This window comes from Mycolicibacter kumamotonensis (genome assembly GCF_002086285.1).
GTDB classification, from domain to species: domain Bacteria; phylum Actinomycetota; class Actinomycetes; order Mycobacteriales; family Mycobacteriaceae; genus Mycobacterium; species Mycobacterium kumamotonense.
Map to the genome: position 1 here is coordinate 32,814 of NZ_MVHU01000023.1, position 22,749 is coordinate 55,562.

25 protein-coding genes and 1 tRNA gene are annotated in these 22,749 nt (G+C 67.2%); 14 read left to right on the forward strand and 12 right to left on the reverse strand.

Annotation, left to right across the window (positions count from 1 at the left end; all coding sequences use genetic code 11):
* The first annotated feature begins 16 nt into the window (after positions 1 to 16).
* From BST28_RS15275 to BST28_RS15320, 10 genes are all read left to right on the forward strand, one after another.
* Entirely contained in the window at positions 17 to 619 is a 603-nt protein-coding gene (locus tag BST28_RS15275; protein ID WP_065288204.1) for a TetR family transcriptional regulator, read from the forward strand.
* Positions 616 to 1,851, forward strand: a complete 1,236-nt coding sequence (locus BST28_RS15280; protein WP_019734706.1) for a cytochrome P450 — start codon at positions 616 to 618, stop codon at positions 1,849 to 1,851. Before BST28_RS15275 ends, BST28_RS15280 begins: the two co-directional genes overlap by 4 nt.
* Positions 1,852 to 2,679, forward strand: coding sequence for an SDR family oxidoreductase (locus BST28_RS15285; protein WP_083081725.1), 828 nt, complete (start codon positions 1,852 to 1,854; stop codon positions 2,677 to 2,679).
* Positions 2,676 to 4,031 carry a lanosterol 14-alpha demethylase gene (gene cyp51, locus BST28_RS15290; protein WP_019734708.1) on the forward strand — a complete coding sequence of 452 codons (1,356 nt, stop codon included), beginning with the start codon at positions 2,676 to 2,678 and terminating at the stop codon, positions 4,029 to 4,031. Before BST28_RS15285 ends, cyp51 begins: the two co-directional genes overlap by 4 nt.
* Before the next feature lie 14 nt (positions 4,032 to 4,045).
* Positions 4,046 to 4,252 carry a ferredoxin Fdx gene (gene fdx / locus BST28_RS15295; RefSeq protein WP_019734709.1) on the forward strand — a complete coding sequence of 69 codons (207 nt, stop codon included), beginning with the start codon at positions 4,046 to 4,048 and terminating at the stop codon, positions 4,250 to 4,252.
* Between the two features lie 3 nt (positions 4,253 to 4,255).
* Positions 4,256 to 4,801, forward strand: coding sequence for a Cif family virulence factor (locus tag BST28_RS15300; RefSeq protein ID WP_019734710.1), 546 nt, complete (start codon positions 4,256 to 4,258; stop codon positions 4,799 to 4,801).
* 26 nt (positions 4,802 to 4,827) lie between these two features.
* Positions 4,828 to 5,910 carry an NAD(P)H-dependent amine dehydrogenase family protein gene (locus BST28_RS15305; protein WP_019734711.1) on the forward strand — a complete coding sequence of 361 codons (1,083 nt, stop codon included), beginning with the start codon at positions 4,828 to 4,830 and terminating at the stop codon, positions 5,908 to 5,910.
* Between the two features lie 44 nt (positions 5,911 to 5,954).
* On the forward strand, positions 5,955 to 6,695 hold the full coding sequence (locus tag BST28_RS15310; protein ID WP_029248702.1) for a glucose 1-dehydrogenase: 741 nt from the start codon (positions 5,955 to 5,957) through the stop codon (positions 6,693 to 6,695).
* Positions 6,696 to 6,772: 77 nt separating this feature from the next.
* Positions 6,773 to 8,014 (forward strand): cytochrome P450, encoded by a 1,242-nt coding sequence (locus BST28_RS15315; protein WP_083081755.1) that lies wholly within the window; start codon positions 6,773 to 6,775, stop codon positions 8,012 to 8,014.
* A gap of 154 nt (positions 8,015 to 8,168) precedes the next feature.
* Entirely contained in the window at positions 8,169 to 9,296 is a 1,128-nt protein-coding gene (locus BST28_RS15320) for an NDMA-dependent alcohol dehydrogenase (RefSeq protein WP_083081758.1), read from the forward strand.
* A 72-nt stretch (positions 9,297 to 9,368) separates the two neighbouring features.
* Here the strand turns inward: BST28_RS15320 and BST28_RS15325 are convergent, their stop codons facing one another.
* Positions 9,369 to 9,899 (reverse strand): YceI family protein, encoded by a 531-nt coding sequence (locus BST28_RS15325; protein WP_019736186.1) that lies wholly within the window; start codon positions 9,897 to 9,899, stop codon positions 9,369 to 9,371.
* A gap of 108 nt (positions 9,900 to 10,007) precedes the next feature.
* Here BST28_RS15325 and BST28_RS15330 point away from each other — a divergent pair, with 108 nt between their 5' ends.
* Positions 10,008 to 10,412, forward strand: coding sequence for an HIT family protein (locus BST28_RS15330; protein WP_065288238.1), 405 nt, complete (start codon positions 10,008 to 10,010; stop codon positions 10,410 to 10,412).
* A gap of 3 nt (positions 10,413 to 10,415) precedes the next feature.
* On the opposite strand, the gene BST28_RS15335 is transcribed toward BST28_RS15330, so the two are convergent.
* Together BST28_RS15335 and BST28_RS15340 are read right to left on the reverse strand one after the other, a co-directional pair.
* The gene (locus BST28_RS15335) at positions 10,416 to 11,873 is read right to left on the reverse strand and encodes a sensor histidine kinase (protein ID WP_065288237.1); all 1,458 of its coding nucleotides are present in this window, start codon (positions 11,871 to 11,873) and stop codon (positions 10,416 to 10,418) included.
* A gap of 52 nt (positions 11,874 to 11,925) precedes the next feature.
* Positions 11,926 to 12,645 carry a response regulator transcription factor gene (locus BST28_RS15340; RefSeq protein WP_019736183.1) on the reverse strand — a complete coding sequence of 240 codons (720 nt, stop codon included), beginning with the start codon at positions 12,643 to 12,645 and terminating at the stop codon, positions 11,926 to 11,928.
* 108 nt (positions 12,646 to 12,753) lie between these two features.
* Here BST28_RS15340 and BST28_RS15345 point away from each other — a divergent pair, with 108 nt between their 5' ends.
* Complete coding sequence (locus BST28_RS15345; protein WP_083081727.1) at positions 12,754 to 13,494, forward strand: hypothetical protein; 741 nt, start codon at positions 12,754 to 12,756, stop codon at positions 13,492 to 13,494.
* 403 nt (positions 13,495 to 13,897) lie between these two features.
* On the opposite strand, the gene BST28_RS15355 is transcribed toward BST28_RS15345, so the two are convergent.
* From BST28_RS15355 to BST28_RS15375, 5 genes are all read right to left on the reverse strand, one after another.
* Positions 13,898 to 13,973 (reverse strand) — tRNA-Thr (locus tag BST28_RS15355).
* Positions 13,974 to 14,053: 80 nt separating this feature from the next.
* Positions 14,054 to 14,914: an alpha/beta fold hydrolase gene (locus BST28_RS15360; protein ID WP_019736181.1), complete on the reverse strand. Its 861-nt coding sequence runs from the start codon at positions 14,912 to 14,914 to the stop codon at positions 14,054 to 14,056.
* A gap of 55 nt (positions 14,915 to 14,969) precedes the next feature.
* Positions 14,970 to 15,827, reverse strand: a complete 858-nt coding sequence (locus BST28_RS15365; RefSeq protein WP_083081730.1) for an SDR family oxidoreductase — start codon at positions 15,825 to 15,827, stop codon at positions 14,970 to 14,972.
* A 2-nt stretch (positions 15,828 to 15,829) separates the two neighbouring features.
* The gene (locus BST28_RS15370; RefSeq protein ID WP_083081733.1) at positions 15,830 to 16,645 is read right to left on the reverse strand and encodes an SDR family oxidoreductase; all 816 of its coding nucleotides are present in this window, start codon (positions 16,643 to 16,645) and stop codon (positions 15,830 to 15,832) included.
* Positions 16,646 to 16,732: 87 nt separating this feature from the next.
* Positions 16,733 to 17,644, reverse strand: a complete 912-nt coding sequence (locus BST28_RS15375; protein ID WP_019736178.1) for an enoyl-CoA hydratase — start codon at positions 17,642 to 17,644, stop codon at positions 16,733 to 16,735.
* Positions 17,645 to 17,715: 71 nt separating this feature from the next.
* Here BST28_RS15375 and BST28_RS23330 point away from each other — a divergent pair, with 71 nt between their 5' ends.
* Both BST28_RS23330 and BST28_RS15380 read left to right on the forward strand, forming a co-directional pair.
* Entirely contained in the window at positions 17,716 to 17,889 is a 174-nt protein-coding gene (locus tag BST28_RS23330) for a hypothetical protein (protein WP_019736177.1), read from the forward strand.
* On the forward strand, positions 17,890 to 19,341 hold the full coding sequence (locus BST28_RS15380; RefSeq protein ID WP_083081736.1) for an alpha,alpha-trehalose-phosphate synthase (UDP-forming): 1,452 nt from the start codon (positions 17,890 to 17,892) through the stop codon (positions 19,339 to 19,341).
* Between the two features lies 1 nt (position 19,342).
* Here BST28_RS15380 and BST28_RS15385 read toward each other — a convergent pair whose 3' ends face one another.
* The 4 genes from BST28_RS15385 to BST28_RS15400 are packed head-to-tail and all read right to left on the reverse strand — an operon-like array spanning position 19,343 to position 22,744.
* Positions 19,343 to 19,882 carry a hypothetical protein gene (locus tag BST28_RS15385; RefSeq protein ID WP_083081739.1) on the reverse strand — a complete coding sequence of 180 codons (540 nt, stop codon included), beginning with the start codon at positions 19,880 to 19,882 and terminating at the stop codon, positions 19,343 to 19,345.
* Positions 19,883 to 19,899: 17 nt separating this feature from the next.
* Positions 19,900 to 20,388 carry a mammalian cell entry protein gene (locus BST28_RS15390; RefSeq protein WP_083081760.1) on the reverse strand — a complete coding sequence of 163 codons (489 nt, stop codon included), beginning with the start codon at positions 20,386 to 20,388 and terminating at the stop codon, positions 19,900 to 19,902.
* A complete protein-coding gene (locus tag BST28_RS15395; protein WP_083081741.1) occupies positions 20,385 to 21,041 on the reverse strand; it encodes an Rv1363c family protein in 657 nt (218 codons plus the stop codon). The genes BST28_RS15390 and BST28_RS15395 overlap by 4 nt, the downstream gene beginning before the upstream one ends.
* A complete protein-coding gene (locus BST28_RS15400; protein ID WP_083081744.1) occupies positions 21,038 to 22,744 on the reverse strand; it encodes an MCE family protein in 1,707 nt (568 codons plus the stop codon). The genes BST28_RS15395 and BST28_RS15400 overlap by 4 nt, the downstream gene beginning before the upstream one ends.
* Positions 22,745 to 22,749: the final 5 nt, after the last annotated feature.

Below are 22,749 nucleotides of genomic sequence, written 5' to 3' on the forward strand. Positions count from 1 at the left end.
CAGCTACGTTGGACAGGTGTCCAGCGAATCGGTGGCGGCAGTCACATCTACTGATGTCGCGACCCGTAACCGCCGCCAGGAGGAGACCTTTCGCAAGGTGCTGACCGCCGGCGTGGAGATGCTGCGCGAGAAGTCCTACGCGGATCTGACCGTTCGCGCTGTCGCCGCCCGGGCCAAGGTCGCCCCGGCGACCGCCTATACCTACTTCTCGTCGAAGAACCACCTGATCGCCGAGGTCTATCTGGACCTGGTCCGCCAGGTCCCCTACTTCACCGACGTCAACCAGCCGATGCCCACGCGCGTCAACGAGGCGCTGCGCCACTTGGCGCTGGTGGTGGCCGACGAGCCCGAGGTGGCGGCGGCCTGCACCGCGGCGCTGCTCGGCGGCGGCGGCGAGCCGGCGGTCCGCACGGTGCGCGACCGGATCGGCGCCGAGATCCACCGGCGCATCGCCTCGGCGATCGGACCGGGCGCGGACCCCCAGGTCGTCTCCGCGCTGGAGATGACGTTCTTCGGTGCCTTGGTCAACGCCGGCAGCGGCGCCTTCACCTACCACCAGATCACCGACCGGCTGGCCTACGTGGTCAGCCTGATCCTCGAATCAGGAGCATCACGATGAGCCTGCCGACCGTGATTTCCCAGACCTCCGGTCCGCCCGTCCTCAACCCGTACGACTACGACTTCCACGAGGATCCGTTTCCGTATTACCGGCGGCTGCGCGACGAAGCGCCGGTGTATCACAACGAGGAACTGAACTTCTGGGCGATCTCTCGGCATCAAGACGTCCTGCACGGATTCCGCAACAGTGACGCACTGTCCAACCGCGACGGTGTCTCCCTGGACCCCGTCTCCCGCGGCCCGCACGCCCAGCTGGTGATGTCGTTTCTGGCGATGGACGATCCGCAGCACCTGCGGCTTCGCACCCTGGTGTCCAAGGGGTTCACCCCGCGCCGGATCCGCGAGCTCGAGCCGCAGGTGGTTCGGCTGGCGCGCCAGCATCTGGACAGCGCGATCCAGCCGGGCTCCGACGGCACCTGCTCGTTCGACTTCATCAATGACTTCGCCGGCAAGCTGCCGATGGACGTCATCTCCGAGCTGATGGGTGTTCCCGAAGCGGACCGCGCGCGGATCCGAGAGCTGGCCGACGGGGTGCTGCACCGCGAGGACGGGGTCACCGATGTGCCCCCGTCGGCGATCCAGGCGTCGGTGGATCTGATGACCTACTACAACGAGATGATCGCCGACTTCAAGAAGAACCCGGCGGACAATCTGACCTCGGCGCTGCTGGAGACCGAGGTCGACGGCGACCGGCTCGGCGACCAGGAGATCCTGGCGTTCCTGTTCCTGATGGTGATCGCCGGCAACGAGACCACCACCAAGTTACTGGGCAGCTCCATCTACTGGGGGCACCGCAACCGTGACCAGCTGACGTCGGTGTTCGCCGACCGCTCCCGAATCCCGCTGTGGGTGGAGGAGACGCTGCGCTATGACACGCCCAGCCAGATCCTGGCGCGCACCGCCGCGCAGGACTACACCCTGCACGGCACCACCATCCCGGCCGGTGACGTGGTGCTGTTGCTTCCCGGCTCCGGAAATCGCGACGAGCGAATCTTCGATGACCCCGACGAATTCCGGATCGGCCGTGACATCGGTTCCAAGCTGCTCAGTTTCGGTAGCGGCGCCCACTTCTGCCTCGGTGCGCACCTGGCCCGGATGGAAGCTCGGGTGGCGCTCGACGAACTGTTCAATCGGATCAGCGACTACCAGGTCGACGAAGCCAACGCCGTGCGGGTGCATTCCTCCAACGTGCGCGGCTTCGCCGACCTGCCGATCACCGTCAAGGAGGCGTAAGTGCCACGTTTCGATCCACCCCCGGCCCGGCGGCCCGCGATCATCACGGGCGCATCCTCGGGCATCGGTGCCGCCACGGCTGAAGAGCTGGCCCGCCGCGGTTTCCCGGTGGCACTCGGAGCCCGCCGCGCGGATAAGCTGGCGGAGCTCGTCGACAAGATCCGCGCCGACGGCGGTGAGGCGGTCGCTTTTCCGCTGGATGTCACCGACGTCGAGTCAGTGAAATCTTTTGTGGCCCAGAGCATTGATGCGCTGGGTGAGATCGAGCTGCTGGTCTCCGGCGCCGGCGACATGTTCCCCGGCCGCATCCACGAGATGAGCACGGAGGCGTTCAACGACCAGATCCAGGTCCACCTGATCGGCGCCAACCGGCTCGCCACCGCAGTGGTGCCGGACATGGTGGCCCGCAGGCGCGGCGACGTGATCTTCGTCGGCTCCGATGTCGCACTGCAGCAGCGTCCACACATGGGTGCCTACGGCGCCGCCAAAGCGGCACTCGTGGCCATGGTGAGCAACATGCGAATGGAACTGGAAGGCACCGGGGTTCGCGCTTCGATCGTGCATCCCGGACCGACCCTTACCGAGATGGGCTGGAAGCTCTCCGCCGAGCAGGTGGGTCCGATGCTTGAGGACTGGGCCAAGTGGGGCCAGGCCCGGCACAGCTACTTCCTGCGGCCTGCCGACCTGGCCCGCGCCATCGCATTCGTCGCGGAGACACCGCGCGGTGCGCACATCGTCAACCTGGAGGTGCAGCCGGAGGCGCCGCTGCACGACACCGACTCCGACCGTCAGCACCTGCAATTGGGCGAGGAAGGAATGCCGTCATGACCGTCACGACTGAGGTTCCCCGGGTCTCCGGGGGCGAGGCCGAGCACGGCCACCTCGAAGAGTTCCGCACAGACCCGATCGGGTTGATGCAGCGAGTGCGCGACGAATGCGGCGACGTCGGCTGGTTCGACCTGGCCGGCCGCAAGGTGGTCTTGCTGACCGGTGCCGAAGCCAACGAGTTCTTCTTCCGATCCACCGACGACGAACTCGACCAGGCCGCGGCCTACCCGTTCATGACCCCGATCTTCGGCAACGGCGTGGTGTTCGACGCGCCGCCCGAGCGGCGCGCGGAGATGTTGCACAACACCGCACTTCGCGGCGACCACATGAAGCGGCACGCCAGCACCATCGAGCGCGAAGTGCGTCAGATGATCGCGAACTGGGGTGACAGCGGCGAAATCGACCTGCTGGAGTTCTTCGCCGAGCTGACCATCTACACCTCGACCGCCTGCCTGATCGGGCAGAAGTTCCGCGAGGAACTCGACCACCGGTTCGCCGAGCTGTACTACGAGCTCGAACGCGGCACCGACCCGCTGTGCTACGTCGACCCGTACCTTCCGATCGAGAGTTTCCGGCGCCGTGATGAGGCCCGCGTCAAGCTAGTCGAGCTGGTGCAGGGCATCATGAACGGTCGAATCGCCAATCCGGAGACCGACAAAAAGCGCCGGGACATGATCGACGTCATGATCTCCATCCCCGACGAGGACGGCAACCCGCGGTTCAGCGCCGATGAGATCACCGGGATCATCATCTCGATCATGTTCGCCGGGCATCACACCAGCTCGGGAACCAGCGCCTGGACGCTGATCGAGATGCTGCGCCACCCCGAGGCCCTCGCCGCCGTGATCAGCGAGCTCGACGAGCTCTACGCCGACGGCGGCGAGGTGAGTTTCCATGCGCTGCGCCAGATCCCCAACCTGGAGAATGTGCTCAAGGAGACCCTGCGCCTGCACCCGCCACTGATCATCCTGATGCGGGTGGCCCGCGGCGAATTCGAGGTCTGCGGGTACCCCATCCACGACGGCGACATGGTGGCGGCATCGCCGGCGGTCTCCAATCGGATCCCTGAATCGTTCCCCGAGCCGAACGAGTTCGTGCCGGAACGCTACAACGAGCCGCGCGAGGAAGACGTCATCCACCGCTGGACCTGGATTCCGTTCGGGGCCGGCCGGCACCGCTGCGTCGGTGCGGCGTTCGCCACCATGCAGATCAAGGCGATCTTCTCGGTGTTGCTGCGCGAGTACGAGTTCGCGATGTCGCAGCCGCCGGAGACCTACCGCAACGACCACTCCAAGATGGTGGTGCAGCTGGCCCGCCCGGCCAAGGTGCGCTACCGGCGCCGGAGCGCATAAGGAGGCCGGGGCCCATGACATTTCACGTCAGAGTGGACTTGGACTTGTGCCAGGGCCACGCCATGTGTGAGCTGGAAGCGCCCGACTATTTCCGGGTGCCCAAGCGCGGCAAGGTCGAGATCCTCAACGACGAGCCGCCCGAGGAGGACCGTCGCCAGATCGAAGATGCCGTACGGGCCTGTCCCACCAGAGCCCTGTCCATTCACGAGAAAGAGGATTGAGCGATGCCCCCCTTCCCCAGAGAAGAACTCGAAGATGTCGTCGAACGCTGGCTGCAGGCCAACCGGGACGCCGAAAAAGCCGGTGACTGGCGAAATCTGGCCTCCTTCTACACCGATGACGCGACCTACGGTTGGAACATCGGCCCCAAGGAGGACGTCATGTGCGTCGGTGTCGACGAGATTCGCGACATCGCGCTCGGCCAGGAGATGGAGGGCCTGCACGGCTGGACCTACCCGTATCAGAAGGTGATCATCGACGACCGGCAGGGCGAAGTGGTCGGCTTCTGGAAACAGGTCGCCACCGATGCCGAGGGCAACCAGGCCGAGATCTACGGGATCGGCGGCAGCTGGTTCCGGTACGCCGGCAACGGCAAGTTCAACTGGCAGCGGGACTTCTTCGACTTCGGCCACGTCTCGGCGCTGTACATGGAGCTGATCAAGGCGGGCAAGCTGTCGGAGGGTATGCAGAAGCGCATCGAACGCAGCTTGGCCGGCGAGAAGATTCCGGGCTACTACCCGCTGGGCCAGTCACCGGTTCCGCTCTGGTAGCCCACCACTGAAGCCCAGGAGGACACGTGGCCATCCGCGTCGCACTGATCGGCACCGGTAACGCAGGACGCATCGCCCTGCGCGGGCTGATCGGCAATCCCGCCTACGAGCTCACCGGGGTGTGGGTCTCCACAGCTGCCAAAGTGGGCCGAGACGCCGGTGAGCTGGCCGGCCTCGACGTCCACACCGGTATCGCAGCCACCGACGACTTCGATGCGATCATCGGCGCCAAGCCCGACGCTGCGGTCTACTGCGCCATGGGCGACACCCGGCTACCCGGTGCGCTGCGTGACGTCTGCCGGCTGCTCGCGGCCGGGATCAACGTCATCGGGACGGCTCCCGGGGTGCTGCAGTATCCCTGGGGGGTCATCCCCGACAAGTTCATCGATTCCGTCGAAGAGGCTGCTCGACAGGGAAATTCGAGCGTCTACGTCAATGGGGTCGACCCCGGGTTCATCAACGATCTGGTGCCGCTGGCCTTCACCAGCACGTGCCAGCACGTCGAGCAGATCCGCTGCCAGGAGATCGCCGACTACGCGACCTACGACGGCGCCGAGGTCATGTTCGACGTAATGGGCTTCGGCAATTCGCTCGACGACGTCCCGATGCTGCTGCGGCCCGGGATCTTGAGCATCGCGTGGGGCGCTGCGATCCGCGAGGTGGCCAAAGGGCTGGGCGTGACCCTGGACGCCATCACCGACTCATCCGAGCGTGAGCCGGCACCGGAGGCATTCGACATCGCGGCCGGGCACATCCCCAAGGGCGGTGTCGCCGCACTCAAATTCGAGATCCACGGCATCGTCGACGGGCACCCGCTGATCGTGGTGGAACACATCACCCGGCTGCGCAGCGACCTGCGGCCGGACTGGGCGCAGCCCGCCCAGCCGGGTGGCTCCTACCGGGTGGAGATCATCGGCGAGCCGTCCTACACCGTCGACATCCGCCCGACCAGCCGCCACGGCGACCACAACTACGCGGCGATCGCGGCCGGGGTGGGGAGGGTCGTCAACGCCGTTCCCGCCGTGGTGGCGGCGCCGGCCGGCATCATCACCACCCTCGACCTGCCGCTGGTCGCCGCACCCGCCGTCGTGGCGGGCCCCGGCGACTGACGGCACACCGGTACAACCACCATCATCGAAAGGCTGAGCAAACCATGGGGCGTGTGGACGGAAAAGTCGTTCTGATCAGTGGCGGCGCGCGCGGTATGGGCGCGTCGCATGCCCGAATGCTGGTGGCCGAGGGCGCCAAAGTCGTCATCGGCGATGTGCTCGATGATGAGGGCGCCGCGCTTGCCGGCGAACTCGGCGACGCCGCGGTCTACCGCCATCTCGACGTCCGGGACCCCGAGCAGTGGGCCGCCGCCGTGGAGGCCGCGCTGAGCGCGTTCGGCACGCTGAACGTGTTGGTCAACAATGCCGGCACCGTCGCGTTGGGTTCGCTGCGCAAATTCGATCTGGACCAGTGGCACAACGTGATCGACGTGAATCTCAACGGCACCTTTTTGGGCATGCGCGCGGTGATCGACTCGATGATCGCTGCGGGCGGCGGATCCATCATCAACGTGTCCTCGATCGAGGGTCTGCGTGGCGCACCGATGGTGCACCCCTACGTCGCCTCGAAGTGGGCAGTACGAGGATTGTCCAAATCCGCCGCACTTGAACTGGCGCGCCACAACATTCGGGTCAATTCGCTGCATCCCGGTTTCATCCGCACCCCGATGACCGAGCACCTGCCCGAGGACATGGTCACGATCCCGTTGGGCCGGCCCGGTGAGTCCGAGGAAGTCTCCACCTTCGTGGTGTTTTTGGCCAGTGACGAATCCTCTTACGCCACCGGCTCGGAGTTCGTCATGGACGGCGGTCTGGTCACCGACGTTCCGCACAAAACCGGTTGACATCAGGTCATACACATGAACATGATGTGTATGCCCGCCGCCGGCTCGGCGGCTCGCGACAATCAGAGGTGTTCGTCTTGACATCAACCCAATCAGCGTGTCCGTTCGGTCCCGGTTTCGACTTCACCGACCCGGATGTACTGCTGCACGGAATGCCGATCGCCGAGTTCGCCGAGCTGCGCAGGACCGCTCCGGTTTGGTGGAATGAACAGCCGGCCCACAGCAACATCTTCGACGACGGCGGCTACTGGGTCATCAGCAAACACCAACACATCAAAGAGATCTCGCGCGACAACGATGTGTGGTCGACCAACGCCAAGGGCGCGGTGATGCGATTGCCCGACGGCATCACCGCCGACCAGCTGGAGCTGACCAAGGCCCTGCTGATCAACCATGACCCGCCCGAGCACACCCGGCTGCGCAAGCTGGTGTCACGGCTGTTCACCCCGCGCTCGGTGGGCGCGCTGGAGGACAAGCTCGCGCAATCGGCCCGGGACATCGTTGCGGCCGCCGCCGAGAAGGACAGCGGCAACTTCGTCGATGACATCGCGATGAAGCTGCCGCTGTTGGCGATCGCTGATCTGATCGGGGTCCCCGAGGGGGACAGGGAAAAGCTTTTTCACTGGACCAACTCGATCATGAACACCGACGACCCGGATTTCGACTCCGACCCGGCGATGGCCAACGCCGAGTTGATGGGCTACGCCTACACCATGGCCGAGGAGCGGCGGCGCTGTCCGGCCGACGACATCGTCACGCGGTTGGTGCAGGCCGACATCGACGGCGAATCGCTCGGTGAAACCGAGTTCGCGTTCTTCGTGATCCTGTTGGCGGTGGCGGGCAACGAAACCACCCGCAACGCGATGACCCACGGCATCAACGCCTTCGCGGAGAACCCTGATCAATGGGAGCTCTACAAGCGCGAACGCCCCGAGACCGCAGTCGACGAGATCGTGCGTTGGGCCACCCCGGTGCACTGTTTCCAGCGCACCGCCAAGGTCGACACCGAGATCGGCGGGGTGTCCATCGCCCGGGGACAACGGGTCGGCCTGTTCTACAGCTCGGCCAACTACGACGAAGAGGTCTTCGAGCGGCCGTTCGACTTCGACATCCTGCGCGACCCCAATCCGCATCTGGCGTTCGGCGGGCAGGGCACGCACTACTGCATCGGCGCCAACCTGGCCCGCATGGAGATCCGGCTGATCTTCGACGAGATCGCCTCCCAGCTGCCCGACATCGCCAAACTCGCCGAACCGCAACGGCTCCGCTCCGGTTGGATCAACGGGGTCAAAGAATTACCGGTCTCCTACCACGGCTAGCGTCGGCGAGTGCCCAGTCAAACAGACAGTTGGTTGAAAGAGCCTTCCCCCGGGCACCGGCGGCCTATAGGCTCGACAGGTGGGCTGCCCGACGGCCCGAGCCAGGCCCGGGACCGTTCTCTAGCCGGATATCCGAGATGAAAGCAGGTTCGTGGTGAAGACAAAGGGTGCGTTGCTCTGGGAGTTCAACAAGCCGTGGTCGGTCGAAGAGATCGAGATCGGTGACCCCCAGAAAGACGAGGTCAAGATCCAGCTGGAAGCGGCCGGCATGTGCCACTCCGACCACCACCTGATGACCGGAGACATCCCGATGGCAGGCTTCCCGGTGCTGGGCGGCCACGAGGGCGCCGGCATCGTCACCGAGGTCGGCCCCGGCGTCGAGGACATCGCCCCCGGCGACCACGTCGTGCTGTCCTTCATCCCGTCGTGTGGCCGCTGTCCGACCTGTCAGGCCGGGATGCGCAACCTGTGCGACCTGGGCGCCGGCCTGCTCAACGGCGTGGCGGTCAGCGACGGGACCTTCCGGGTCACCGCCCGCGGCCAGGGCGTCTACCCGATGACGCTGCTCGGCACCTTCTCGCCGTGGATGGTGGTGCACAAGACGTCGGTGGTGAAGATCGACCCGTCGATCCCCTTCGAGGTGGCCTGCCTGGTGGGCTGCGGCGTGACCACCGGCTACGGCTCGGCGGTGCGCACCGCCGACATCCGCCCGGGCGAGGACGTCGCGATCGTCGGCGTCGGCGGGGTGGGCATGTCGGCCCTGCAAGGTGCGGTCAACGCCGGGGCCCGCAACATCTTCGTCATCGACCCGGTGGACTGGAAGCGTGACCAGGCGCTGAAGTTCGGTGCCACCCACGTCTATCCGGAGATCAACGCTGCAATGGGCGGGATGATGGAAGTCACCGCCGGGCTGATGGCCAAGAAGGTGATCGTCACCGTCGGCGAGGTGCACGGCGCCGACATCGACAACTACATGATCCTGACCTCTAAGGGCGGCACCTGCGTGCTCACCGCGATGGGGTCCATGCTCGAAAACCAGGTCACGCTCAACCTGTCGATGCTGACCCTGCTGCAGAAGAACCTGCAGGGCACCATCTTCGGCGGCGGCAACCCGCAGTACGACATCCCGCAGCTGCTGTCGATGTACAAGGCCGGCAAGCTCAACCTCGACGACATGGTGACCCGCCAGTACAAACTGGAGCAGATCAACGAGGGCTACCAGGACATGCTGGAAGGCAAGAACATTCGCGGCATCATCCGCTACACCGACTCGGACCGGTAGCCACGCCGACCCCTGCGCTCACCAGGCGACCCACTCGCATGTCTGCCTGGTAGGCGCAGGGTCAAGCGGGGGTCAGGCCTTCCGGAACACCAGGCTGGCCCGAAGCCTGGTCCGGTTACCGACCATGCCCAGGAAGTTGCCCTCCACAGCGAACTGCTTGCGGGTGACGGTCGTCTCGGTGGTCAGCCGCACAGCCCCGCCACCGAGCGGGGTGATGTCGACCTTGAGCGGCAACGATCCGGTGATGCCCTTGACGGTCAGCTCGGCGTCGAGTCGGGCGGTGTCCCCACCGGCCGGCTCCCCGCTGGTGACCACCACGGTGATGTCGGGATAGCGGTCGGTGTCGAAGAAGTTCGATCGGCGCAGGTCATTGTCGCGGGTCCCCAGGCCGGTATTCACCGACGCGGCCTTGATGTCGAGACGACCGGACACGGTCTTGGAGTCCTTGATCTCGCCGCTGCCGGAGAAGTCGGTGAAAGCGCCACGCACCTTCAGCGCGCCCCACATCGTGCCGTTCTCAAACCGGATACTCGACTGCCCGGCATCAAGATTCCAGACGCCGACCGCCTCGGGGCTACTGAGAAATGTTGTGACAGCTGACATCTCATCTCCTCTACCGTTGGCGTAGCCTGCACCGGGGGCACCAGCTTGCCCTCGATAATACGCAGCGGCGGCCGCTAAATCCGATAGTCGACGCATATGCTGAAGCTCATGAGCACCGTCTTCACCAAGATCATCAACCGGGAACTGCCGGGTCGGTTCGTTTACGAGGACGACGACGTCGTCGGTTTCCTGACCATCGAACCGATGACCCAGGGCCACACGCTGGTGGTACCGCGCGCCGAGATCGACCAGTGGCAGGACGTCGACGGCGCCGTCTTCGCCGGGGTGATGGCCGTGGCGCAGCGCATCGGCAAGGCGGTGTGCCGGGCATTCGACACCGAGCGCGCCGGCATGATCATCGCGGGTCTGGAGGTCCCACACCTGCACGTCCACGTCTTTCCGACCCGCAGCCTGGCGGACTTCGGTTTCGCCGGCGTGGACCGCAACCCGTCACCGGAATCCCTGGACGAGGCCCAGGCCAAGATCAAGGCCGCGCTGGCTGAACTTCCCTGAGACTCAGCGGGTCTCGGCAGGTATCTCGGTTCTGTCTACCGACGCGTCGGCATGACGCGGCACCGACACCCGGAAGGTGCAGCCCTGACCGGGAGGGGAGCTCACGGTGACGGTGCCGTCATGCGCCCGGGTCAGCGAGTCGACGATCGAGAGCCCCAGCCCGGTTCCGCCGCTGGCCCGGGCCCGCGACGAGTCGGTGCGGAAGAACCGCTCGAAGGCGCGCTGCACGTCCTGCTCGCTCATCCCGGGCCCCTGGTCGACAACCTCGAGGATCGCGTTGTCGGTGTCGGTGCCGACCCGCACGGTGATCGCGGCCTCTTCCGGGGTGTGCTGCAGCGCGTTGGACACCAGATTGCTCAGCACCTGGCGCAGCCGGGCTTCGTCACCGAGCACCTCCGGGGTGCCCGGGCCGTCGAAGACCTCCAGTTCGATGGTCCGGTTCGGCGCGATCGCCCGAGCGTCGTGCACCGCGTCGGTGGCCAGCACCAGCAGGTCGACCCAGTTCCGTTCCAGGGGCCGTTGGGCGTCCATCCGGGCCAACAGCAGGAGATCCTCGACCAGCAGGCCCATCCGGCTCGCTTCGCTTTCGATGCGCGACATCAGCAGCTCGACGTCGCGGGCCGCGCCCTGGCGATACAGCTCCGCGAAACCGCGGATCGTGGTCAGCGGCGTGCGTAGCTCGTGGCTGGCATCGGTGATGAACCGGCGCATCCGTTCTTCGGAGACGCGCGCGCTGTCCGCCGAGGCCACCGAGGACGCCACCGCCTGCTGAATCTGTGCCAGCATGCCGTTGAGCGCCAGCGAGAGCCGTCCCACTTCGGTACGCGGATCACGTTCGGGCACACGGCGATCCAACTGGCCGGCGGCGATCGCCGCCGCGGTCCGCTCGACCTCGGCCAGCGGGCGCAGACTGCGGTTGACCACCACGTAGCCGACGGCGCCCAGCACCAGCAGCACCCCGACGCCGATCGCCACCCGCGACCAGGCCAGGTAGCGCAGCGTGGCCCGCGGGTCGGACAGGTCCCTGGCCACGGTGATCAACCTGCCGTTCTCACCGTGCACCGACAAGGCACGCCACTGCACGCCCGACCCGTCGACCGAGCCGATCGTGACCGGTACCGATCCAACGTCGTTGTCGGGCGGCAACAGCGGCTCGGCGTTCTGGTCGTTGACAACCGTCCAGACGCTGCCGTCGGGGTCGACGTCGCGAACGTAGAAGCTCGTCGGCGGCCGGCCGGCGTTGGGGTCCTCGTCTTCCTTCGACGGCGGCCGCCCCCGCTGCTCCAGGGCCCAACCGTGCGCCGCGTCGATGAGCGTGGCGTCGATCCTGCTGATCAGCCGGTGCCGCAGGATCGTGGTGACGGCATACCCCTGTGCCAGCAATCCGATGGCCACCATGGCCAGGGTCGCGGCGACCAGACTGACCCGCAGGGGCAGAACATCGCGGGGGGGTTTGAGCATCGCCATCTTCTTGCCCTATGCCCCGCGCCCGGCCGTCACGGCCGACGTTCGTTCAGCGCGGCTCGCGCAGTACATATCCCACCCCGCGCAGCGTGTGCAGCAGGCGCTTCTCGCCGGTGTCGATCTTGCGGCGCAGATATGAGACGTAGGACTCCACCACGTTGACGTCACCACCGAAGTCGTAGCGCCAGACGTGGTCGAGGATCTTCGGCTTGCTCAGTACGGTGCCGGCGTTGATCACGAAATAGCGCAGCAGGGTGAACTCGGTGGGCGACAGCGATACCGGTTGGCCGGCCTTCCACACCTCGTGGGTGTCCTCGTCGAGTTCGATGTCGGCGAAGGTCAGCCGCGAGTTGCGCGGTTCCCCGGCGCCCTTTCCGGCCCGGCGAAGAATGACGCGCAGCCGGGCCACCACTTCCTCCAGACTGAACGGCTTGGTGACGTAGTCGTCGCCGCCGAGGGTCAGGCCGGTGATCTTGTCTTGCAGCGAGTCGCGTGCGGTCAAGAACAAGGCCGGGGCGTCGATGCCGTCGGCGCGCAGCCGGCGCAATACCCCGAATCCGTCCATCCCGGGCATCATCACGTCCAGGATCACCGCGTCCGGCCGCACCTCCCGCGCGCGGTCCAGCGCCGCCGGCCCGCTGGTGGCGGTGTAGACCTCGAACCCCTGGAATTTGAGGCTGACCGACAGCAGCTCGACGATGTTGGTCTCGTCGTCGACGACGAGGACACGAGCCTCTGGCGCAGCGTCTTGCGCAGCTGTTGCTCCCATAGGGTTTATTCCCTCGTGGTCGGGTGAAAATGAACTGGATATCGGCTGTGTGTTTGTTGTCAATCAAACTACCTGATATCGGCCCCGGATCGCCCCTACACTGGCCGGATGAGCCTGGCCAGACAGCTGATCACCGTAGCGACCGCTCCGGCACGGATCAGTCTGTCGATCGCCGACGCCGGGCTCGGTGTCGCCACGGCCGCGCTCGGGCTGGCCCGCCAGACGCTCGGGGAATCCCCGAACCAGGGGCCGGCCAACTCGATGGCGCACATGCTGGGCCTGGAGGACACGATCGCCCGGGCCAACCGGCTGGCCAAACTGATGGACGACGACGCCCCGCTGGGGCGCGCGCTAGCGCCCGGCGGCCCGGTGGACCGGCTGCTGAGCCCGGGCGGGCTGGTCGACCAGCTGACCGGGCCGGGAGGCGTGCTGGACCGCCTCACCGCGGAGGGCGGCGGGTTGCAGCGTGCCCTGCAGCCCGGTGGGCTGGTCGATCAGCTGACCGACGAGGACGGGTTGATCGAGCGACTGCTCTCCGAGGACGGCCTGGCGGACCGGCTGCTGGCCGAGGGCGGGCTGATCGACAAGCTCACCGCGCGCAACGGACCGCTGGAGCAGCTGGCCAACGTCGCCGACACGTTGAGCCGTCTGGCGCCGGGTATGGAGGCACTGGAGCCGGCCATCGAGACGCTGCAGGAGGCTGTCATCGCCCTGACGCTGGTGGTCAACCCGCTGAGCAATATCGCCGAGCGCATTCCGCTGCTGCCCCGCCGGTCCGCACGGCGCCCGTCGTCGCGGCCGGTGCGCTCCCAGCGGGTGATCGACACCGACCCCGCCGACATCGAGTGAAGCCCTAGTACGACCGGCCAGCGGCGTACCGCGGTCGCCGGTAATGGTGCCCCCTGCCGCGATTCCTCGAGCCGCAGATTCTCCCGGCGATTCTCGCTTGCATCTCCATTGATGTGGTCGACGATCAGCGTCAAGGTCATGCCGTTCCAGTTACGCTCGATACCGCAGATCGCACAGCAACCGTGCTGCTGCTCATCGCGGTAGTCCCGGACGTAGTTGCCCAGGTGCGACGTGCGACCACAGATTCCGGTGTCGAGCCAGGCCGCCAAGAGCAGGCGTCGTTGATGTGCTTGTTGGCATGCGTTGCTGCAGAACGCTCTTAGCCGACGTCCTTCGACATCGGCTCCGAAGCCGAGACAGGTCACTGTCACAGACGGACGCTATCCGCCGGTACCGACAGGAATGGAGCCGCGTGAGAGACTCGAACTCTCGACATCCGCTTTACAAGAGCGACGCTCTACCAACTGAGCTAACGCGGCTGGGGCCCGCTCGATGAGCCATGGCGATTGTACGACGGCCGGCGCCGTTCCTGCTTTGGCCACGGTGGAAACGCGACTGCCTAGTCGCGGGTCAGGTACTCCAACACCACCCGAGTGAAGGCGTCCTTGGCCTCGATCATGGCCCAGTGCCCGCAGTTTCCGAACACGTGCACCTCGGCGTTGGGGATGGTCCGCATCGGGACCAGCGCCATGTCCAGCGGGCTGACCCGGTCGTCGCGACCCCAGGTGACCAGCGTCGGCGTCGTGAGCCGGTGCATCGTCGCCCAGGGCAGCGGACCCTTGGACGCCTGCATCATCTTCACCATGTTGGTGAAGGCTTCCTTGCCGTACATCCGCCGGGCGCTGGCCAGGGTGTCGGGGTCGGTGGCCAGCGCCCACCGCTCCTCGATGAGCTCGTCGGTGATCACCGACGGGTCGTAGACCATCGAGTGCAGCCAGCGCACCAGCGCGTCGCGGCTGGGGTTGTCGACGAAGTCCTGCAGCAGCCGGATGCCCTCGGCCGGTCCCGGCGTGAGCAGGTTGGTGCCGATGCCACCGATGGTGACCAGCTTGTCGACCTTGTCGGGGTTGCCGATCGCGTAGCCGATCCCGACGCCGCCGCCCATCGAGTTGCCGACGATGCTGAACCGGTCCAGGCCCAGCGCGTCGGAGAACGCCGCCACCGCGCCGAACGCGGTCACCATCGGGTGCCCGCCGAAATCGTCGCTGACCCCGAACCCGGGGAACTCCAGCACCAGGCAGCGGAAGTGCTCGGCGAACGCGGGCAGCACCCCACGGTAGTTGCGCCAGCCGGTCACGCCCGGCCCGGAACCGTGCAGCAGCAGCAGCGTCGGCCCGTCCCCGGCTTCGTGGTAGCGCAGCACCCCTTGCTCGGTGGTGACCTCGCGCAGTGTCTCGTCGTGGCTCAGCTCTACCGCCATGTGTCTCCTCACAGGTCCCGGAATTCTTTAGACACGCTAACGCCGACCGCGCCGGTCACGGTGCCGGGGTCCGCTCTTGCCCGCGTTTGAACCGCATCAGGTAGCGCGGTACCCGCAGAATCCCGACGCTGCGCGGCCAGTCGTCGGCGCGGAAGTAGGCGTCCGACCCACCGTCGACGAAGATCACGCTGCCGCAGAGGAAGTCGGCGGCATCGGAGAGCATGAACAGCATCCAGTCGGCCAGTTGGCCCGGATCCCCGAAACCACCGACCGGTACCGGGAAGCTGCGGACGGCCTTCTCCTGGCCCGGGGTGGCGAGCTGCTTCTCCAGCAGCGGCGTCATGATCGCACCCGGCGCCAGCGCGTTGAGCCGGATACCCGCCCCCGCCCACGACGGCTCGACCGCCCGACGGCGCACCCAGCGCGACACCGCGATCTTGGAGGCCGCGTAGGCCAACGACGGCGCCCCCGGGCCGAACACGCGCAACCGGCGCACCGCCTTGGCCGCATTGCCGGTCAGCAGTGCCCGCACCGCGGATCGTGGCACCGCCGGCACCGTGGTGGTCGAATTACTGCCGATCACCACCACTTTGGCGGCACCGGTTGCGGCCAGCGCCGGTCGCCATGCCTCCAGCAGGTCGACGACCCCGAAGTAGTTGACCTGCAGGATCAGCCGCGTCGCCCGCGGAGTGGGGCCGACGCCGGCGGCCAGCACCGCCCCGTCGAGGCGGCCGCCGCAGAGCGCCAGCACCTGCTCGGACGCCGCCGCCCGCCCGTCCGGTCCGGACAGGTCGGCGACAACGTCGGCGTCGCGCAGGTCCACCCCGATCACGGTGTGCCCGGCCGCCCGCAGCTTCTCCGCCGCCTGCCGTCCCATACCGGAAGCCGATCCGGTGACCGCATACACGCCCACGCTTACTCCCCCACCACGCCGCGCAAACCGTCCGCGCCGAACGCCGGCTCGAGCATCGCCGAGAAGTCCGGGCCACGGCGCAACATCTGCCCGCCGTCGACGTTGATGACTTGACCGGTGATGTAGCCGGCGGCGTCGCTGAGCAGGAACAGCGCCAGGTTCGCGACGTCCTCGACCTCCCCGGGCCGGGGCAGCGGCGTGCAGACGCGGTAGTCCTCGCTCAGCTCCGGGGAGTCCAGGATCGGCGCTACCAGCTCCGTGCGAGTCAGGCCTGGGCGGATGCTGTTCACCCGCACCCATGACGCACCCAATTCATCGGCGGCCAATTGCATCAGGTGATCCAGTGCCGACTTGGTCGGCCCGTAGGCGCCGAACCAGCGATGGGTATTGCTGGCTGCGATCGAGGAGATCCCGACGAACGAGCCGCCGCCACCACGCACCAGCGCCCGTCCGGCGTGCTTGAGCACATACATCGAGCCGTTGATATTGAGGTCGACAGTGCGCCGCCACGCCTCCGAATCGATCTGGGTGATCGGCCCGATGGTCTGCGAACCGCCGGCACAGTGCACCACCCCGTGCAGCCGGCCGTGCTGCTGGACGGCCGTGTCGACGGCGGCGATAACGCTGTCTTCGTCGGTGACGTCCGCCGCGAAGTGGCGTACCCCGATCTCCGCGGCCACCGCCGCCAACCGCTCGGCGCCCCGGCCGACGATCACAACGTCGGCCCCGGCAGCGGCCAGCCCGGCTGCCACCGCCTTGCCGATGCCGCTGCCACCCCCGGTGATCAGGTAGCTGCGGTCTTCGAAGGAAAGCTGCACGCCGGCCCCTCACGTCGAAACTGAAACACGTTCTAACTATGGAACCACGTCCGCGTGCTCAGCGAAACGATGAGGAGTGGCGCCTGCTCACGGCCGGTCGCGGCGGGCCAAGTCGGTGGCCGTGGCGGTGCGCCAGTCGGGCACCTCCGGCGGCAGCGCGATCGGGAACTTGTTGTCGTTATGCGCCGACCAGTGCGCGTGGCCCAGCTGGTGGATGTGGAAGCCGTGCCGCAGCGCCTCGGAGAAACCCATGGCGTCGGCGGCCGCGTTCACCGAGTCCTTGATCAGCAGCGCGGCCATCGTCGGCAGCTGCGCGATGCGGCGGGCGAATTCAAGGGTCTTCTCGGCCAGCTCGTCGACGCCGAACACCTTGGAGACCATGCCCAGCCGGTAGGCCTCGTCGGCGTCCAGCGAATCCCCGGTCAGCAGCAGCTCCTTGGCTTTACGCGGCCCGAATTCCCAAGGGTGGGCATAGTATTCGACGCCGGGCATGCCCAACCGCACCCCGACCACGTCGGAGAATCGGGCGTTGTCGGCGGCGACGATCAGGTCGCACGCCCAGATCAGCATCAATCCGGCGGAGATGGTGTTGCCCTGCACCTGCGCGATGGTGATCTTGCGCAATTCCCGCCAGCGGCAGGTGTTGGCGAAGTAGTAGTGCCACTCCTGCAGGTAGGTCTTCTCCACGGCCGGTTCGCGGGTCCCGCCGTGGCTGCGGAACGTCGGGTGCTGGGCGGGCCCGGCCCGGCGCTCGGCCACCGCCGCTTCCGAGCCCAGGTCGTGGCCGGCGGAGAAATTCTTGCCGCGCGCCGCCAGAATCACCACCCGCACGGCGTCGTCGGCCTCGGCACGGCCGAAAGCTTCGTCCAGCTGCACCAGCAGGGTGCGGTTCTGCGCGTTGTGGGTCTCGGGGCGGTTCAGCCAGATCCGGGCGATGCGCCCGTCGTCGAGGGTTTCATACTCGACGAGATCGCCGACCTGCTCCGATGTGGTCTCCATGTGGCCCCTCAACCTCCGCCCTTGCTGTCGTCCGCCTCACAGGTTACGGCGCACTTCGCTAGAGTCGACTCATGCCTGCTAAATCCGAACACGCCGACATCGACGACGTGGAGCCGCTGGCCGACAGCACCGCACGCCAAGCCCGGCGGGTCGTGGCCGCCTACGCCGAGGACGCCGACGAGTGTCGGGTGTTTCTGTCCATGCTGGGGATCGGTCCCGCGAATACCGAGAAGCACGGGGCCTAAATGCCCGGGTCGGGAGGCCATGGCGCGTCGGAGACCGGAGATTCCGATTTCGTCGTGGTGGCCAACCGGCTGCCTATCGATATCGACGTCCTGCCCGACGGTACGACGGCGTGGAAGCGCAGTCCGGGCGGATTGGTCACCGCGCTGGAGCCGCTGCTACGTAAGCGCCGGGGCGCCTGGGTGGGCTGGCCGGGCAGCACGGAAGGCCCCGACGGGCCGATCGACATCGAAGACCTGCGGCTGCACCCGGTGGCATTGAGCGCCACCGACATCGCCGACTACTACGAGGGCTTCTCCAACGCCACCCTGTGGCCGCTGTATCACGACGTGATCGTCAGGCCGACCTACCACCGCCAGTGGTGGGAGCGCTACGTCGACGTCAATCGCCGGTTCGCCGAGGCGACGACTCGGGCCGCCGCCCCCGGGGCCACGGTGTGGGTTCAGGACTATCAGCTGCAGCTGGTGCCCAAGATGCTGCGGACCCTGCGTCCCGACCTGACCATCGGTTTCTTCCTGCACATCCCGTTCCCACCGGTGGAGCTGTTCATGCAGCTGCCGTGGCGCAAAGAGATCGTCGACGGCCTGCTCGGCGCCGACCTGGTCGGCTTCCATCTGGCGGGCGGCGCACAGAACTTCTTGTTCCTGGCCCGCAACCTGACCGGCGCCCCCACCTCACGGGGTGCGGTCGGGGTGCGCAGCCGGTTCGGCGAGGTGACCCTGGCCGACCGCACGGTGCGAGTCGGCGCCTTTCCGATCTCGATCGACTCGGGCGAACTCGACCGCAAGGCACGCGAGCGGGGAATTCGTCGGCGGGCCAAGGAGATCCGTGCCGAATTGGGCCACCCCCGCAAGATCCTGCTCGGAGTGGACCGCCTGGACTACACCAAGGGCATCGACGTGCGCCTCAAGGCGTTCAACGAACTGCTCGCCGAAGGCCGCGCCAAGCGGGACGACACGGTGCTGGTGCAGCTGGCAACGCCCAGCCGGGAGCGGGTGGAGAGCTACCAGATCCTGCGCGACGACATCGAGCGCCAGGTCGGCCATATCAACGGCGAGTACAGCGAAGTCGGCCACCCGGTGGTGCACTACCTGCACCGGCCGGTCCCCCGTGATGAGCTGATCGCGTTCTTCGTGGCCAGCGACGTCATGCTGGTCACCCCCCTGCGCGACGGAATGAACCTGGTCGCCAAGGAATACGTGGCATGCCGCAGCGACTTGGGCGGCGCTTTGGTGTTGAGTGAGTTCACCGGTGCCGCAGCCGAATTGCGCCAGGCCTACCTGGTCAACCCTCACGACCTCGAGGGCGTCAAGGACGTCATCGAGGCCGCGATCAACCAGAGTCCCGAAGAGGGCCGCCGACGCATGCGCGCACTGCGCCGCCAGGTACTGGCCCACGACGTCGACCGCTGGGCCCGGTCGTTCCTCGACGCGCTCGCGGACTCCGCGGAGTAGCTCAGCTGCACAGGTGGATCGGGTTGTCCTGACAGGTCAGCGGGTAGTGGATGACCGGGTTGGGCAGCGGCGCGACGAACGTCAAGGTGAACGGGGTCTTCTCCAGCCCCGGCTGCCAGCCGCAGACTGCGTTGTGCGAGTGGGTGTAGGTGCCGCGCAGCGAGGTGTCGAACTGGTACATCTCTTCACTGCCGGCCGTGCTGCCGTCCGGGCATCGGGTGCCGGCCAGCAGCGGCGTGTGGTAGGTCCATTGTCCGTTGGCCAGCCGGTAGGAACCGGCCTGCCCCGGCGGGCCGTTGCTTTCGACCTGCAGCCTGCAGCCGATCGCCAGCTCCAGCGGCACTCGCCCGTCGCCGACCGTCGGAACGCACAGCGGATAGATCTTCCACGTCGCCGTGGTACCGCCGCCACTGTAGGTGTAGAGCCCCTCCAGGGTGCCTTCCGGCGCCGCGTCGCCGTCGGCGCCGGCCTCGACCGCCAGACCGGTACCGGCCGCCATCGCGATACCGAAGGCGGCCAGACCGCGAACGAGCCTCCTCATGGGGAACATCCTCTCAGCTAGATCGGCACGATATTGCTGATCAGCCACTTGCGGTCGACCTTGCGGAAGTCGACCCGCAGGCGACTGCCCTCGTAGTACTTCTCCTTGGACTTGCCCGTCACGGTGCGGTTGACGAAGACCAGCACCGAACCGGTGGTCCGCTTGGCGTCCAGGGGCCCGACGCCGACGACGTCGACCTGATTCACCAGCTGCTTCTCCCGGGCCTGCGGGATGATCTCGTTGACGGCCCGGGTCTCGAACTCACGGCGGTAGTCGCCGGTGAACATCGGGAACGTCTCGGTCAGGCTGCGTTCCACCGTCTTGTACTCGTAGCCGAGCACTTTGGGAATCTCGTCGACCACGAGCTTGCTCAGTTCGCCGCGGGCCACTTCTCCGCCGCGCGTCTCGACCCGGCTCCAGTACAGCGATCCAGCTGTGGCGCCGAGAGCCACGAAGACACCGAGCAGGCCGGCCAGGGCGGCCAGCGTCAACCAGCGGCGGTTCATCGGCTGCCGTCCGGCCACTTGAGGTCGTAGGCGGTCATATTGCCGGCGTCGTCCTCGTGCACGATGATCCGCAGCGCGTACGGCTGGGACGGCTTGTTGACGCCGTCGGCATCGGTCGCCGTCGCGCGCATCGCCACCAGCACCGAGGCGTTGCCGGCGACCTCGTCCCGGCTCTCCAGGGCCGCGGCGTTGATCACGGCTTCCGAGCTGTGCTTGGTCTCGCGCAGCAGCGCCTTGAGGTTGTCGGCGTTGCCGGCCATGGTGTCGCGCAATGGGCCGCTGGTGCCCGCCACGAAGCGGTCCACCTGCTCGTTGATGGTGTCCGGCGTGTAGGTGTACATGTTCAGCACGGTCTGGACCGCGGTGTCGACGAAGCGCTGGTCGCGACTGTCGGCCGCGGCGGCGTGCCGATGCTGCAGCAGCAGTACGGCGACCAGCACACCCAGCACCGTGCTCGCCGCCAGGGCGGCGACTCCGGCAAACACCGCGACCTGCCGCGCGTTGGCCGGGCGGCGCGGTGGTGGGCCGACCGGGCGGGCGACCCGCACGGCGGGCCGACTGGGAACCGGCACCGCAACTTCGGCGGCATCACCGACCGGTCCGGCCGCCCGCGAGGCCCGACGACGACGGCGGGTGTCCTCGGGACCGGTCACGTCTGCCTCGGCTCGAGCATCAGGTCGGCCCAGTTCTCGGCCGGCAGCCATTTGTCGGCCCCCGAGACGAACACTCCGGTGCCGCCCGCCGGGTCGACGAACTTCCCGGTGCGTTGGTCATAGCTGCTGTAGGCGACCCCGTTGGCCTGCGCCTCGGCCGGCAATGGTCCGGGAGCGGGCCCGGGGGCCGGTCCCGGCGCGGGGTCCCGTCCGTAGGGCGGCAGGCCGCCGTTGCCGCCGGGGCCGGTCGGCATGTTCTGGTCCGGCGGCGCGTAGTAGGGCCACGGCGCCGGCGGGTTGGGTCCGAGCTGATTCGGCGGGTACGGCAGCGGGTAGGGCGGATTGGGCGCTGGGCCGGGGCCCGCGGGCACACCCGGCGGCAGCGCCGTCACCGGCGGGCCCGGGTCATAGTCCGCCGACGGCGGGATGTAGGGGAACTTGTTCATCGGATTCAGCATCCGAGGATCGGTGATCGGGGTGTCATACGGGACCGGCGGCCCGCGCCACGCGTTGCTGCCGATCGGGACGAAGCCCCGCGGGTCGCGGCAGAGCTGGATCGTGGGCGCCCGCTTGCCCGGATACTCCATGCACGGGTAGTTGCGGGCACCACGGACCGCGGTCGGATCGTTCTGCGCGGCTTTGCAGTACAGGTCCTTGGGCAGTTCCCGGACGGTTTCGTCGGCCGGTGTGCGCATTTCGGTGAACGGCAGGAAGCCGACCGTGCATGGCGGCGGGTCGTGCATGTCGATCTTGAAGTCCAGCTTCACGCCTTCATCCATCGGCACGCCGCCGGCGACGGTGATCAGTGCCGCCATCAGCGCGGGGAACACCACCAGCGCCTGCTCGATCGAGTTGCGGTAGATCACCCCGACCCGACCGAAGTTGGCGATGCTGGCCGCCAGCGTGGGGAAGGACGCGCGGATTCCGTCAAAAGTGGTGTTGGCCTCGTCGGCGACGCTGGGCAGGGTCTGCAGCACCTCGCGGAGCTGCGGGTCGGCCTTGTGCACCTCGGTGGTGACCGCCGCCAGCGACCGTGCCAGTTTCCTGATGTCGTCACCGCTGCGGATCTGGGCGTCCAAGAAGGGCTCGACTTGGTCGACCAATGCCGAGGTCGCGTCGAAATTGGCGTTGGCCTCGTCGACCAGCTGCCGCGACGAGGCGATCATTCGCGCCAGCTCCTGCCCGGAGCCGTTGAACCCCTCGAACGCGCTGCGCAGCAGATCGCGAAGACGGCTGTTGGCGACGCTGTTGACCAGCGACTGCGCCTGGTCGAGCAGTCCGGCGATGTCCTGACCAATAGCGGTGCGGTCCTGGCCGATGCGCGCGCCGTTGCGCAACGCGCCTGCGGCCGCATCCCCGGCGGGTGGCACGAGGTCGATGTACTGCTCACCGATCGCGGACATGCTCTTGACGGTGGCGGTGACGTTCCCGGGGATCTTGGTACTGCTGTTGAGCCGCATTGCGGCGTCGACGCCGTGGTCGCTGAGTTGAACAGATTCCACCCGGCCCACCGTCACGCCGCGGTAAGTGACATTGGCGCTCTGGTAGATACCGCCGCCACCGATGAAGTCGGCGGTCACCTTGTAGGTGCCGATACCGATCCGGCTCGGCGCGTGCAGGTAGAGGATCGAGATGGCACCGACGGCCAGCACGGTGACCACGGCGAAGATCCCGAGTTGGATTCGAACGAGGCGGGTCAGCATCGCAG